13 protein-coding genes are annotated in these 13,806 nt (G+C 69.5%); 6 read left to right on the top strand and 7 right to left on the bottom strand.

Annotation, left to right across the window (positions count from 1 at the left end):
- Positions 1-6: 6 nt before the first annotated feature.
- The 5 genes from ACFQQI_RS04255 to ACFQQI_RS04235 are packed head-to-tail and all read right to left on the bottom strand — an operon-like array spanning position 7 to position 4,070.
- Positions 7-954 (bottom strand): 3-hydroxyacyl-CoA dehydrogenase NAD-binding domain-containing protein, encoded by a 948-nt coding sequence (locus ACFQQI_RS04255; RefSeq protein WP_378558452.1) that lies wholly within the window; start codon positions 952-954, stop codon positions 7-9.
- The gene (locus ACFQQI_RS04250; RefSeq protein ID WP_378558449.1) at positions 941-1,867 is read right to left on the bottom strand and encodes a 3-keto-5-aminohexanoate cleavage protein; all 927 of its coding nucleotides are present in this window, start codon (positions 1,865-1,867) and stop codon (positions 941-943) included. The genes ACFQQI_RS04255 and ACFQQI_RS04250 overlap by 14 nt, the downstream gene beginning before the upstream one ends.
- Positions 1,864-3,003, bottom strand: coding sequence for an aromatic ring-hydroxylating dioxygenase subunit alpha (locus tag ACFQQI_RS04245; protein ID WP_378558446.1), 1,140 nt, complete (start codon positions 3,001-3,003; stop codon positions 1,864-1,866). The genes ACFQQI_RS04250 and ACFQQI_RS04245 overlap by 4 nt, the downstream gene beginning before the upstream one ends.
- A gap of 44 nt (positions 3,004-3,047) precedes the next feature.
- Positions 3,048-3,623, bottom strand: coding sequence for a TetR/AcrR family transcriptional regulator (locus ACFQQI_RS04240; RefSeq protein WP_378558443.1), 576 nt, complete (start codon positions 3,621-3,623; stop codon positions 3,048-3,050).
- Between the two features lie 36 nt (positions 3,624-3,659).
- On the bottom strand, positions 3,660-4,070 hold the full coding sequence (locus tag ACFQQI_RS04235) for a MerR family transcriptional regulator (protein WP_378558441.1): 411 nt from the start codon (positions 4,068-4,070) through the stop codon (positions 3,660-3,662).
- A 55-nt stretch (positions 4,071-4,125) separates the two neighbouring features.
- Here ACFQQI_RS04235 and ACFQQI_RS04230 point away from each other — a divergent pair, with 55 nt between their 5' ends.
- Positions 4,126-4,485 carry a hypothetical protein gene (locus ACFQQI_RS04230; protein ID WP_378558438.1) on the top strand — a complete coding sequence of 120 codons (360 nt, stop codon included), beginning with the start codon at positions 4,126-4,128 and terminating at the stop codon, positions 4,483-4,485.
- Here ACFQQI_RS04230 and ACFQQI_RS04225 read toward each other — a convergent pair.
- On the bottom strand, positions 4,472-5,995 hold the full coding sequence (locus ACFQQI_RS04225; protein WP_378558435.1) for a hypothetical protein: 1,524 nt from the start codon (positions 5,993-5,995) through the stop codon (positions 4,472-4,474). The two genes, ACFQQI_RS04230 and ACFQQI_RS04225, sit on opposite strands and share 14 nt — an antisense overlap.
- 383 nt (positions 5,996-6,378) lie before the next feature.
- On the opposite strand from ACFQQI_RS04225, the gene ACFQQI_RS04220 reads away from it, so the two are divergent.
- Positions 6,379-8,415 (top strand): collagen binding domain-containing protein, encoded by a 2,037-nt coding sequence (locus tag ACFQQI_RS04220; RefSeq protein WP_378558433.1) that lies wholly within the window; start codon positions 6,379-6,381, stop codon positions 8,413-8,415.
- A 241-nt stretch (positions 8,416-8,656) separates the two neighbouring features.
- Here the strand turns inward: ACFQQI_RS04220 and ACFQQI_RS04215 are convergent, their stop codons facing one another.
- On the bottom strand, positions 8,657-9,337 hold the full coding sequence (locus ACFQQI_RS04215) for a TetR family transcriptional regulator (protein WP_378558431.1): 681 nt from the start codon (positions 9,335-9,337) through the stop codon (positions 8,657-8,659).
- A gap of 377 nt (positions 9,338-9,714) precedes the next feature.
- Here ACFQQI_RS04215 and ACFQQI_RS04210 point away from each other — a divergent pair, with 377 nt between their 5' ends.
- Genes ACFQQI_RS04210 through ACFQQI_RS04195 form a run of 4 tightly spaced genes read left to right on the top strand, consistent with a single transcriptional unit; the run spans position 9,715 to position 13,805 of the window.
- Positions 9,715-10,134, top strand: coding sequence for a TadE/TadG family type IV pilus assembly protein (locus tag ACFQQI_RS04210; protein ID WP_378558428.1), 420 nt, complete (start codon positions 9,715-9,717; stop codon positions 10,132-10,134).
- Positions 10,135-10,136: 2 nt separating this feature from the next.
- Positions 10,137-11,786, top strand: coding sequence for a pilus assembly protein TadG-related protein (locus tag ACFQQI_RS04205; RefSeq protein WP_378558425.1), 1,650 nt, complete (start codon positions 10,137-10,139; stop codon positions 11,784-11,786).
- A gap of 34 nt (positions 11,787-11,820) precedes the next feature.
- The gene (cpaB, locus tag ACFQQI_RS04200; protein ID WP_378558422.1) at positions 11,821-12,597 is read left to right on the top strand and encodes a Flp pilus assembly protein CpaB; all 777 of its coding nucleotides are present in this window, start codon (positions 11,821-11,823) and stop codon (positions 12,595-12,597) included.
- On the top strand, positions 12,594-13,805 hold the full coding sequence (locus ACFQQI_RS04195) for a CpaE family protein (protein WP_378558419.1): 1,212 nt from the start codon (positions 12,594-12,596) through the stop codon (positions 13,803-13,805). The genes cpaB and ACFQQI_RS04195 overlap by 4 nt, the downstream gene beginning before the upstream one ends.
- Position 13,806 lies beyond the last annotated feature (1 nt).

The following is a 13,806-nucleotide window of genomic DNA, read 5'->3' as shown; positions in this document are numbered from 1 at the left end:
GACCTGTCAGCCTGCTCGGCTCGGCGGCGGATGGGTCGCGGCGACGACCGCGGCGACCCCCGCGTCCCTGCGGGCCGCGAGGTCGGCGTACGGCGTCGTGCCAGCGGCCTCGGCCATGCCGGCGACGAGCCTGGCCGTGGTGGCGGCGTCGAGGTGGGGCTGGCCGAGGTCGTCCCACCAGCGGTTGAAGCTGTCGGCGTAGTGGTCGCAGAACTGCGCGAGCCCCTGGTCCGCGCCGAGGTGGAAGAGGTGGGTCGGCCCCATGACCGCCCAGCGCACGCCGGGGCCGGAGGCGACGGCCCTGTCGACGTCGGCGACGGAGGCGACGCCCTCGTTGACGAGATGGATGGCTTCCCGCCAGAGCGCCGCCTGGAGCCGGTTGGCGACGTGGCCCGCCACCTCGCGCCGGACCTCGATGGTCACCTTGCCGACCGACTCGTAGAAGGAGCGGGCCCGCTCCACCACGCCGGGGCGTGTGCGGTCGTTGCCCATCACCTCGACGAGCGGGATCAGGTGCGGCGGGTTGAACGGGTGGCCGAGCACGAAGCCGGCCGGGTCCCGCCAGCCGGCCTGCAGCTCGCTGAGCGTCAGCCCCGACGCGGAGGTGGCGACGACCGCGTCGTCGGCGAGGGCGTCCTCGATCTCGGCATACAGCGCGTGCTTGAGCCCGACCCGCTCCGGGATGCTCTCCTGCACGAACTGCGCGCCGTCGACGGCGACGCGCGCGTCCGAGCAGAACGTGAGAGCGGCCTCGGGACCGTCGGCATCGGTGAGGCCGAGCTGCCGCAGCACCGGCCAGGCCCGCTCCACCTCCGCCCGAACGGACTCCTCGACGGAGGGGTCGGGGTCGAAGACCACGACGTTCCGTCCGGCGGCGAGGAAGAGCGCCGTCCAGCTGCGCCCGATCAGTCCGCCGCCGAGGGCCGCGACGTGGGAGCCGTCAGACGTCGACACGGTCGGCTCCCTTCAGCCGCAGGCGCTCCCGTGCGTCGGCGGGCGTCGCCACCGTGTGCCCGAGCGACTCGACGATGCCGCGGATCTTGCGCACCTGGGCGGCGTTGGACGGCGTGAGCTCGCCCGGTCCGATGAAGAGGCTGTCCTCCATGCCGACCCTCAGGTTGCCGCCGAGCATGGCGGCCTCGGTCGCGAACGTCATCTGGTGCCGGCCGGCCGCGAGGACCGACCACTCGTAGCTGTCGCCGAAGAGCTTCTCGGCGATCGTGTGCATGTGGACGAGGTTGTCCAGGTCGGCGCCGACGCCGCCGAGGACGCCGAAGACCATCTGCACGAAGTACGGCGGCTCGAGCCAGCCCTGGTCGATGAGCCACGCCAGGTTGTAGAGGTGGCCGAGGTCGTAGCACTCGAACTCGAACCGGGTCCCGTGCCCCTGCCACAGCTCCTTCACGACGTACTCGAGGTCGGCGAAGGTGTTCTTGAAGATGAAGTCGCGCGTCATCTCCAGGAACTCCGGCTCCCACTCGTGCTTCCACTGTGAGAACTTCTCGAGCATCGGGAAGATGCCGAAGTTCAGCGAGCCGACGTTGAGCGAGGCCATCTCGGGCGACGTCGCGACGGCCGCGCGCAGCCGCTCCTCGCGCGTCATGCCGAGGCCGCCACCGGTGGACACGTTCATCACCGCGTCGGTGCCGGCGGCGATGCGGGACATGAAGTCCTGGAAGAGCTCGGGCCGCGGGTCGGGCTGCCCGGTCTCGGGGTTGCGGGCGTGCAGGTGGATGACCGCCGCACCAGCCTCGGCCGCCTCGATCGACGCCGTCGCGATCTCCTCGGGCGTCACCGGGAGGTGCGGCGACATGGTCGGGGTGTGGATGCCGCCGGTCGGTGCACACGTGATGATGACCGGCTTCATGACCGCGCCCACGTCCGGTAGGCCTCCAGCACCAGCCCGTGGAAGTGGTGCACGCCGTGCTCGGACAGTCCCGAGCCCGCCGGGTCGTAGACGATGCGGCCCTGGTCGTACGCCGGCGTGCGCATGCCGCGCTGGACGCTCTCGACGATGTGGATGTCCTGCACCTGGAGGACATCGTCGATGTAGCGCACCGACTCGACCTCGGCGGCCTCGAGGTCGGCCGTCTCGAAGAAGAAGTCCCAGGTCTCCAGCGTCCGCTCCGGACCGGCCGGCAGCACCTGGAAGACCATGAAGTTGCCGCGGCCCGGATAGCGGAGCAGGCAGGTGTTGGGCCACAGCCACCAGACGGCGTGCTGGGTGACGGTGGCGCCGGAGACGTCGTACGCCGCGTTCTCGTGCTTGCCGGCCTCGGCGAAGTGGCTGGACCAGATGCCGTGGGTCTTCACGTCGTAGGTGTCCATGTCGACGAGGTCGACGAACTCCTTGTGGGCGATGTGGCAGTGGTAGCACTCGAGGAAGTTGTCGATGACGTTCTTCCAGTTGGTGCTCACGTCGTACGTCAGCCGCTTGGCGAACGTCAGGTCCGCGACGTCGGGCGCCCAGAAGGCGATCTCCTCGGCGAGGTCGCCGGCCTGCTCGTGCAGGCCCGGAGCGGCCGGGTCGAGGTTGACGTAGACCATGCCGCAGAACTCCTCGACCTGGATCCGGTCGAGGCAGACGTCGCCCTTGTCGAAGGTCTCCATCCGCTCGGCGCGTCGGGCCGCCTTGAGCTGCCCGTCGAGGCCGTAGGTCCACGCGTGGTACGGGCACACGATGTTGCGCGCCGTCCCCGAGCCGGAGAGCAGTTCGTGGGCGCGGTGCTTGCACACGTTGTAGAACGCCCGGAGGTCGCCGTCCCGGCCGCGCACGACCGCGACCGGCATGCCCGCCACGGTCGCCGACACGTAGTCCCCCGGCGCGCGCAGCTTCTCGACGTGGCAGATCCACTGCCACGAGCGCGCGAAGACCGCCTTCATGTCGGCCTCCGCCCACCGGGGTTCGGTGTACGCCTCGGCCCGCAGCGACCAGGACCGGCCGGGGTCGGGGTCGTAGCCGGAGGCGATCCGCTCGAGGTCCTGCGCCGTCACCACGCTCATGCCGGCAGCGTAAGCCCGGATTGAACGATCGTTCAAGAGTCGGCTCAGGATTCGAGGGCGATCTCCTCGCAGCGCGCGATGCTGCGCCGGATCGAGGCGCGGTCGAGCCCGAGCAGCGCGGTGAGCCAGATGCCGTTCTGCACGACGTCGATGTCGGCCGCCCGCCTGCCGCACTCGGCGCGGGACAGCTCGGGTCGTGCGTCCCGGATCAGCTGGGCCAGGCCGGCTCGATAGCGCTTCTGCGCGGCGGTGTTGATGTGCTCGAACTCCTCGTTCGCCCGGGCGAGCGCCCAGAGCTGGAGGCGGAGCGAGAGGTAGTCGGTGGTCAGGTACGCCGGCTCCGCGACACGGCGCAGTGCGGCACGGAGCCGCTCCTCCGGCGGCAGCGCGTCGTCGGGCTCGACCATGGCCAGGTCCTGCTCCTCCACGCGCCGCAGCGCCGCCGCGATGAGCGAGGTCTTGTCGGCGAAGTGGTAGTTCACCAGGCCGAGCGCGACGCCGGCCTCGCGTGCCACCGCGCGCATGCTCACACCGGAGATGCCCTCGCGCCCGAGCAGGGCGATGGTCGCCTCCAGGATCCGCTCGTGCCGGTCCGGCCTCTCGCCGCGCTCGTCGCCCACGCGGGCACCCTAGCCAAGCGGTCGCCGCGTGATCGCCTACCCGAGCCCGTCGCCATCCGCGGCGAGCAGGCAGTCGCCGGAGTCGCAGGCCGCGAGGGTCTCGCGGATGAGCCTTCGCGTACGCCGCAGCTCGGCCATCCGCTGCTCGACCCGCGCCTCGACGGCCTCCAGTCGCCACCGCTGCGACGCGCACGAGGCGTCCCGACCGGCATGGACAGCGAGCGCGTCGACGACCTCGTCGACCGTCAGGCCCAGGGTCTGGAGCTGGCGGGCGAGCAGTACGCGGTCGAGGTCATGCTGGTCGAAGGTCCGGTACCCGCCGCCGGTGCGGGGCGCCGTACGCAGGAGGCCGCGCCGCTCGTAGAAGCGGACCGCGTCCACCGAGACGCCCGCGGCGTCCGCGAACGCACCGATCCGCACCCGCCTCTCGATCGATCGCCCGGCCATCCTGCACCTCCGCGTCTTGACTCTGGACCGTGGTCCAGAGTTTACGGTGCCGGACATGACGAACCTGCTCTCCATCACCGCGACGCCAGACGCCCCGGTCGCCTGCGACATGTCCTCGGCGGAGGACTCCCTGAGCGAGCGCATGTCCGAGTACCGGAGCCTGTTCGACCGCGCCCTCCTCGGCCGCGACTCCACCGACTCGTCGACCACGTTCCGGCTCGCGGCGCGCCCCGGCGTCCGCGACCGGGTCCTCGACCTCGTCCGCCGCGAGGCGGCCTGCTGCCCGTTCCTGTCCTACGAGGTCGACGCGGACGACGACCAGGTCGTGTGGACGACGTCCGGGCTGCGCGCCTCCGACCTGGCGGTGCTCGACGAGGTCCTCGCCGTCGTCGTACCCGACGTCACCTCACCGTGACGAACACGGGGTTCGAGTAGAACCACAGGTCCTCCCACGGCGACTCGAGGCCGTCCGCGGCCGGCTCCATCTCGTCCGTGCTCGTGCCGCGCACGCGGATGTAGCAGTCCTTGGTGACGTCGCGCAGCGTGAACCGGACGACCTGCTGCCGGCCCGAGCTGCGGAAGTCCGACCTGCCGTAGCGGGCGACCACCTTCGTCGTCGGGTTGCTGGCGGCGCTGCGGTCCGACACCGGGCCGGTGATGTCGCCGACGATGACGTCGACGCGGTTCATCTCGGGCCGGTCCCCGTTTGCGTTCTCACCGTGCAACGGGGTGAAGCGCACCTCGATGTCGACGTCGTTGCTCCGGCTGTCGGTCACCGTCACCGTCTCTCCGACGGCGGCCGTCTGGCGACCGTTCGAGGCGGTCACGTCCAGCCCGGTGACGAGGTCACCGGTGGTGACGAAGACCCGCCCTGACCGGAGGCCCTCCATGATGTCGGCGTACTCCTGGCGCGCGTTGACGTAGGTCTTGGAGTACTCCCCCGGCCAGAAGTCGGAGCCGCCCCGGGTCCAGTGGACGTGGGAGTCCGAGGTCGCGGTGATCCACCACCTGCGGCCCTCGCCGAGCAGCGAGTCCCACAGGCCGCCGACGACCGCGGTCATCTGGTCGAAGCCACCGTGCGTCGGGTAGTTGCCGTAGCCACCACGGGCCCCGCCCCTCAGCGGCCCGGCCTGGTGACCGGGGGCGCCCTCGAACCCGACGTACACGTCCGGCGCGGCGTCCTGGTTGTTGCGGAACTCAGCCGGGGTGGACTGGCCCCACACGCCGAGGCCGGTCGCGGACCGGGCCGCATGGTGGGCGATGACCAGCGGCTTGCCGTTGAGGGTCTTGGCGTAGTTCAGGAACTCGACCATCTTCGCCTCGGTGTCCCGCGCCGGGTCCGACGGGAACGCGTCGAACTTCGCGTACCTGGACTCGAGGTCGTGGAGCAGCTGGGCCTCGTCGCTGCGCTGGGGGACCATCAGCGTGTGGTGGTCCATCGCCGGCGCGTCGAACTCCATGCCCCAGAACTGAAGGACCTCCGGCACGATGTCGCGCGACTTCAGGAGGTCGGGGTACGCCAGCTCGAGGTTGACCTTCGAGTGCGTCGGACCGCCGTGGTCGGTGCACATCACCCACGACAGACCGAAGCTCTTCGCCATGATGGCGTTGGTGACGATCGGGTAGACCGCGTCCGCACCCTTGGTGAAGGTCGGCGGGTTGGTCGTGGTGTCGAAGCGGCCGGAGTACTCGGAGTGGATGTGGTGGTCGCCGGACCGCCATGCTCGGCCGCGACCGCTCGACCTGCTGCTGGCGGCAGCGGGCGCCGCCGAGAACGCCGACGCGGCAGCGAGCGTGGCGCCGACCCCACCCACCTTCATCAGCTGGCGCCGCGACGCCGTCAGCCCGGAGGCGTCATCGCCGGAGACTTCCTGCCACCCGCCCTCCGGCTGGTCGTGATCGTGGGGGTGGACGTGATCGCTCATGGAAGGCCTGCTCCTGACCGAGAGGAATGTGGGCACAGGCATCGCAGCGTCGCGGTGTGAACTCGTGGTGAACCCCTCCGCCGCCGGCACTGAACTCCACCGCACGAGTTGGGCGAACCGGCCGGTAGGCCTCCGGGTCCTCCTCACCCCCAATCCTCGGTAAGTACGGCGCCGTACCTCCACTTCTGGGCCCGGGTTCGGCAACGTGCCGAACGGGCTTGGGGTGCGGCCGGCCTGTTCCGGCCGTTGTGCCTATCCATGACGGGGCCTGGACGCATGGACGCCTGGACCTTGCCCCTCCACCCGGCTCTGCCGGAATGGAAGTCCTCTGACGGACCGCGGCGGCCCCCACCGTGCGCTGCGGACTCTCGGAAGGAACCCTCATGGGACTCACCACCCCTGCGCGCCGTGGCCACGGTGCGCCGGTCCCCACGCGCACCCCGCGTCGTCGACGCCGTTACGCACTGATGTTCGCCGGCGTACTGCTCGTCGCGTCGCTGATCCCGTCCCTCGCCACCGCCGCCCACCCCGAGGCGAGCCTCTCGGGCAGCAACTTCGAGATCGACGAGGACGCCAACCTGAAGGTCGACGACCCCACGCCGCCGTCGCTGGACTGGGCCAACGTGGCCGAGATCCGCGCGACCGACAAGGTCAACGGCACCGGTGACGACTCGTACGCCGGCGGCGTCAAGGAGGACACCACCTGTCCGGGCGCGACCACCGACTCGATCCCGCCCAACAAGAGCGACCTGCTGAGCTTCCACGTCTACCGTGAGGCCGGTGTCGGCACCCACCCGGGCTTCCTGAACCTGGCCTGGAGCCGGGTCAGCGAGCCCTCCGGCACCACGCTGATGGACTTCGAGTTCAACCAGTCCGCCACGAAGTGCGCGTCCGGTCCGAACGTCGTGCGCACCGCCGGTGACCTGCTCATCGAGTACGCCATCGACCAGGGCGGCGCCCGCGCCGCCATCACCGCCCGCACCTGGAACGGCGCCGAGTGGGGTCCGGCCACCGACATCGACGCACCGTCGCCGACCTGCGGCGGCGGCCCGTGCGCAGTCGGCACGATCAACTCCTCCCCCATCCCGGCTGCGGACTCCGACGGCCTGATCGCCTCGGGCCAGAAGCAGGCGCGGACCTTCGGCGAGGCGCAGATCGACCTGCGACTGCTCTTCCAGCCGAACAAGTGCGCGTCCTTCGGCAGCGCCATGCTCAAGAGCCGGTCCTCGGACTCCTTCACCTCCCAGCTGAAGGACTTCGTCGCACCCGTCGGGATCAACCTGCAGAACTGCGGCCAGGTGATCATCCGCAAGCAGACCGTCCCCGACGAGAACCCGAACACGACGCTGTTCAACTACACCAAGGCGTTCGCGACCGACCCCACGTCCGTCAACACGTTCCAGCTCACCGACGACGGGGTGAAGGACTACGGCAAGACCGTCCTCTTCGGCAGCGGCTACACCGTCACCGAGGGCGCCGTGCCGTCCGGATGGGAGTTCGTGGACGTCAACTGCAGCGCGAGCAGCGGCGTCACACCGACGATCAACGGGGCGACGGTGACCTTCGACATCAACGCCGACACCGACGTGCTCGACTGCACCTACACCAACCGGGCGCTCGGCGACATCATCGTCGAGAAGATCACCGATGACAGCCAGGGTTCGTTCGCCTTCACGTCAGGGACCCTGACGCCGGCGTCGTTCACGCTGACCACGACGGCGGCCGGTGCGGCAGGGAAGGACTCGCGTGCGTTCAACGACCTGCCCGTCGGCACGTACGACGTCGCGGAGACCGTGCCGGCCGGGTGGAACCTGGTCTCGGCCACGTGTGACGACGGGTCCAACCCCGCCGCCATCGGGCTGAGCGCCGGGGAGACCGTCACCTGCACGTTCCACGACGCGCGCGAGAAGGGCGCGATCGAGATCGTGAAGACCCGGAAGCACGCTGCCGACGGATCCGGTGACCACCCGCACAGCGGCGTGACGTTCACCATCACTGGTGGCGAGCTGCCGGCCGCGGGGATCCCCGTGACCACCAACGCCAACGGGATCGCCTGCCTCGACAACCTGCCGCTGAGCTCCTCCGTCGGCAACTACACGGTCACTGAGTCGGTTCCTGCCGGCTACGTCAGCGACGACGCCGAGAAGACGGTCTCCGTCACCACGGAGGACGCCTGCGGCGGCGCCGACAACGAGGCGCAGGTCAGCTTCCACAACACACCGCTGACCAACGTCACGGTCTCGGTCGACTCCCAGGTCCCCGGAGGGACCGCGTCGACCATCAGCTGTGTCGACGGCGAAGGCGCCGACAAGGGCGACACCAGCACCGGCGCCAACGGTGACGGCTCGCTCGACGTGGACGACCTCCTCCCGACGGCTCCCGACACCACCCTCGTGTGCACGATCGTGGTCGATCCGTGACGTGGTGAGGAGAGCCTGACCGATCCTGCGGCCGTGCGCATCTCCCGGCGTGCGGCCGCAGGCCGACCCATGGGAAACGGTCCGCTGCCGTGCGGAACTCCCGACGTACGGCCGCAGGCCGACCCCATGGGAAACGGGGGAATGCCGAAGGGCCCGCTCCTGGCGGACCGGGCCCTTCGGCTTCCGTGCGCCCGAGCTCGCTCGCGGCACACAAGAGGACCCAGACTCGACCTTGAAGGTGTCAGCTTGACGGACGGCGGCGCTGCTTGCGGTTGGTGCCTGTCCCATGAACCGCGCTCCTGCCTGGCGCGGGTGGTGGCGTTTCCAGCCCGTCGCGGAGATGGGCAAAAGCCTCCTCGAGCAGGTCGATGAGCTTGTCGAGGTCACCGTGCGACGTCACCCATCGCGTGACTGCAATGCGGACTGCCGTGACTGCCGACGCGGCCAGCAGCCACGGGTAGATGTCGTAGTCGTCGTCGGCGCCGATTCGGCTGGCGAGCGCGGGACGCAGCATCTCCTCCACTGACTCGTACCGCGCCGTCAGGTAGGCCTTGATGCTGGGGTGCTGCTCACCGAGGAGTCGCTTTCGCCGCTGCGATTCGAGTTCCTCTGGCGACAGAGAGCGGACGAAGTCGACGGCGATCCGGTGCACCGACTCCAGCGGCGACTCGTCGGCCGATCGCCGGGCCAGGTCGTCGAGGAGCGTGTCCTTGAGGTCCCGGCCTGCCGCGGCGATGGCCTCCTCCTTGCCGGAGAAGTAGTTCGACACGGTGCGTGGGGAGACGAACGCCCGATGGGCGATCTCGTCGAGTGTTACGTGATCGAGTCCCCGCTCGAGCGTGAGTTCCAGGGCGGCAGTAGCGATCGAGCTGCGCGTCATCTGCTTCTTGAGGGCACGCAAACCGATGCTTGGCTGGCTCATGCGTGAAACCTAGGGCTCTGATTGCCGTCAGCGCAATCTAGCGCTTCAGGGAAACTTCGGGAAGTTCCTAGGCCACGCTCAGGAACCGCCTCGCAGCACCCCTTGTTCGTCGCCGGTCGAGTCACGACCAGGGTCGAAGGTCCTTCACCATCGAGGCGATGGACCCGTTCTGATAGGCAACTTGGGGTCCACCGGTGTGCGATTTGCGGCTGCCGGTCGGCGATCGCGCGACTGAATCAATGGCTCTGTTTGAGAAAATCTGCGCTTTTCGCACTTTTGCCGTACCGTTCCCTTATCGATTCCTCCTGGCGACACGACGTCCGTCGGGAGGCCCACCTCCGTGACATCGGTCTCATCGTGGAAGGACGAAGCGTTCGATGACGCACATCCGGACCCAGCGCGACTCGCGCGGTGCTGCGGCCGTCGAGTTCGGTCTCGTCGCCCTCGTCTTCTTCACTCTGCTGTTCGGCATCATCCAGTTCGGCCTCTGGTTCTGGGCCTGGCAGGCCACCGGTCACGCCGCCCGCGAGGCATCACGAGTCGCCGCGGTGAATCCGTGCAACACCGGCGGCGAGGTCGTCAGTGCCGGGACGGACGCGCTTGCGGGCACGCCCGGCGACAACGGCACCGTTGACCCAGGCACCCCGACCGGACCTCAGGTGGGCGACCAGGTCACCGTGACCGTGCACTTCGAGGCGGTCGACATCGGGTTCTTCAGCTCCCTCGGCTTCGACGGCGTCATCGACAAGAGCGCCACCTCGCGGATCGAGAACGTGCCGGCCGGGGCGGGGTGCTGAGGATGCTTCGGAACCGTGAGCGTGACGAGCGAGGCGCAACCGCGCTGCTCGCGGCACTGCTCGCCCTGGTCATGTTCGGGCTCGGCGCCGTCGTCGTCGATGTCGGGCAGGCGTGGGCCAAGCGCTCCCTGCTGCAGACAAGTGTCGACCTCGCCGTCATGGCCGCGGCCGCAGAGCTCACCAGCGACGGGGCCTGCAACCCCGAGGTCGTCGACAAGGCCACAGAGTTCCTGGTCACGAAGACCGAGAACACCGTCGCCGGTCAGTACCCGATCGACCTCGGCGGGGGCCAGGACGACGGAGACGGCTGGATCCACTGCGAGGGCTGGAAGGTGACGCTCCAGGCGCCAGCCAGCCGGGTCGACTACACGCTGGCGGAAGCCGTGAGCGACGACGACCACGTCGATGTCGCGGCCCAGGCATCCGCTCAGATCATGTCGCCCGGTCAGTCCGCCTCCCTACCCATGTACGCCGTGGCGGGCTGCGACACCGGCCACCAGCAGCTCAGCGACCCGCCCCCCGGCCCGCCGCCGGCGGTCACGCCCCCGGCACTCGTCCCCGACGGGACCGCGCAGATCAGGAACCTCGTCGTGACCCCCTCCGAGGCTCCGGCCGGGTCCGTGGCGCCCTTCGCCGTCACGGTCACGGGCCAGGTGAAGGGCGGCATCGCGGCCGGCGCCACTGGTCAGGTCACCTTCAACGACGCCGCCGGCGGGGCTTCGATCCCTGCGGGCACCCCGGTGACGCTGCCGACCGGCGGCGGGGGCTGGAACGACTTCACCATCAACCTGCCGACCGTGCCTCAGGCGGTCCTGGACGCGAACGGGATCTCGTGGGTCCGCGTCAAGGTCGTGACAGGCGCCACCACGGACTTCTCGCCCACGGCTGAGGCCGAGCCGTTCACCGTCGGCGACCTGCTCTTCTGCGGCGGCATGGTGAGCGGCAACTTCGGCACGCTGGAGATCGCACGCAGCTCAGGCAGCCCGTCCACATGGCTGGAGATGAACATGATCGACGGGATCGAGCCGGCGCTGCAGATCAACGCATCGAACGCCGTCCCGTGCTCTCCGGTGGACTCCGACCACACGCCGACCAGCCCCACGGACTGCCTGGGCACCGACCCGGGCTTTCCCAACGAGGCCGCCACCGATGGGCTGGTCAACGGTTCCGGAGGACGGCCCGGCAGGCTCGACCACGACACCACACCGGGCTGTGACCGCACGGGAGGAAGCTCGCGAACCAACACGGCACCCGCCCTGAACGACGACGTCCTGAGCTGCTTCATCACAGGTGGTCACAGCATCGGGGACGTGGTGGCCGGGGTGCCGCAGATCCTCTCGGCGGACATCCTGCGGTCCCCACGGTTCTTCATGCTGCCGGTCATCCCGGTGCAGGCTGCGAACGGCGCGTCTGGCGCCTACCCGATCGTCGACTTCCGGCCCGGCTTCATCACCGAGGAGTCGTTGGCCGCGACGAGCGGCAGCCCGGGCGCCGTGACCGGACACAACGGCGTCCACTTCCACTCCAATCACGTGGAAGAGCTCAACGTCGTGCTCTTCGACGAGGCGGCGCTCCCCGAGACCGCTCCGGCAGTGGGTGGCGAGGTCGAGTACACCGGCTCCGGCACCAAGGTCATCGTCCTCGTCGACTGACGCGGACACCACAACAAAGGACTAAGGAATCCGCATGTCTCGACGTTCAATTCTGCTCAGCGTCGCCCTCATCGTCGCCGCGCTGGGCACGACGATGATCGTGCTCTACGTGCAGGGCATCGACGCCCGGGCCGCCGAGGGCCAGGAGCTGGTCGAGGTCCTCACCGCCGCCGACGTGATCGAATCCGGGGAGACCGTGGCCGAAGCGCAGGCAGCCGGCAAGCTCGAGATGACCGACGTGGTCCGCGAGGACATGGTCGATGGAGCGCTGACCTCCACGACCTCCATCGAGGACCAAGTCTCGCTCGGCACGATCTACCCGGGCGAGCAGATCATCAGCCTCAAGTTCGGCGAGCCCGGGTCTGCGGAGACCCTGACCATCCCGGATGACAAGCTCGCCATCAGCGTCGAGCTCACCGACCCCGCCCGGGTCGCCGGCTTCGTCAACCCTGGCTCGGAGGTCGCCATCTTCGTCTCGGCCGACCCGTTCCTGATGAAGCCCGACGGCGCCAAGCAGGAGCTGCCGCCGTACACCCGGCTGTTGCTGCCGAAGGTGCAGGTCATCGGGGTCGGGACCACGACCGTCACTTCGAAGACCGTCACATCGGACGAGGGTGAGCAGACGACGGAGCAGGTCCCGCGGACCATCCTGACCGTCGCCGTCGACCAGGAACAGGCCGAGAAGGTCATCTACGGCCAGCGCAACGGTGAGCTCTCCTTCGCCCTGCAGACCGACAAGTCTGAGGTGCATGACAACGCGGGCGTCACGGCGACCGACGTCATGCCTGAGGCCTTCGGGGGTGCGCGATGACCGTCGTCGTCGAGCGTGACACCTCCCTCGTCAAGTCCTTCCGGGAAGCCCTCGCCCCGGATCTGATCGTCGTGGAGGCCATCGACCTTCTCGACCATCACCTGGAGCGCCACCCCGACGAGCACACCGTCGTCCTGGGGCCCGGGGTCGACATCGAGGCCGCGAGCCTGTTCGCCGAGCGCAGCCGCATCCAGCGCCCGATGCTCGGTGTGATCCTGGTGCGTGCACAGCTGGACCACGACGTGCTGGCCGGCGCCATGCGCTCCGGCATGCGTGAGGTCGTCGAGGTCGACGACCTCGGGGGTCTCGCCGCAGCCGTCGAGCGGGTCCAGGGTCTCGCCGTGGCAATCTCGCGGAAGGTCGACGTTGCCGCGACCGCGCCGGACGCACCGGTGCGGGGCTCGCTCCTCACCGTCTTCTCCACCAAGGGTGGCGTGGGCAAGAGCCTGGTGAGCATCAACGTCGCTGCCGCACTGGCCGACCGGGGGCACCGCGTGTGCGTCGTCGACCTCGACGTCCACAGCGGCGACGTGGCGATCATGCTCCAGCTGACTCCTCACCACACTCTCGCCGACCTCTCCCAGCTCACCGGCGGGATCGACTCCAGCGGTATGGCGTCGCTGCTGACGGAGCACTCCGCCAACCTGTCGGTGCTGGCAGCGCCGGTGCAGCTCGGTGCGCCAGTGCCCGCCGACGCGATCGACAGGGTGCTCGACGTGCTGATGGAGATGTTCGACGCCGTGGTGGTCGACACCTCGGGCGCGTTCGACGACTATGCCCTGCCGGCCATCGACCGCAGCGATCTGCTGGTCCTGGTGGGGACCCTCGACATCCCTGCCCTCAAGAGCCTCAAGCTCACGGCCGGGACCCTGGACCTGCTCAACGTCTCGCGTCAACGGTGGCGAGTGCTGCTCAACAGGGCTGACGCCAAGGTCGGGCTCTCCGCCAAGGAGTTCGCCGAGACCCTGGGCGTGGAGGTCGCGGCCAGCGTGCCGTCGAGTCGCGACGTCCTCGCCGCGGTCAACCGTGGCGAGGCCATCGTCCGCGCCAACCCGGGCCACCAGGTCAGCAAGATCCTCGCGGCGTTCGCGGCCTCCCTCGCTCCCGATGCGGCCCCCGTCCTCCACGCGACGCAGCCGTCGGCCTCCGCGGAATCGGAGCCCAAGGCGACGACCCGGCGCGGTCTTCGGCTCAGGAAGGTCGGCTGAC

The organism is Nocardioides sp. GCM10030259 (genome assembly GCF_042666375.1).
Classification (GTDB): domain Bacteria; phylum Actinomycetota; class Actinomycetes; order Propionibacteriales; family Nocardioidaceae; genus Nocardioides.
The sequence above is the reverse complement of the archived record's forward strand: the minus strand, read 5'-3'. Positions and strand labels throughout refer to the sequence as shown.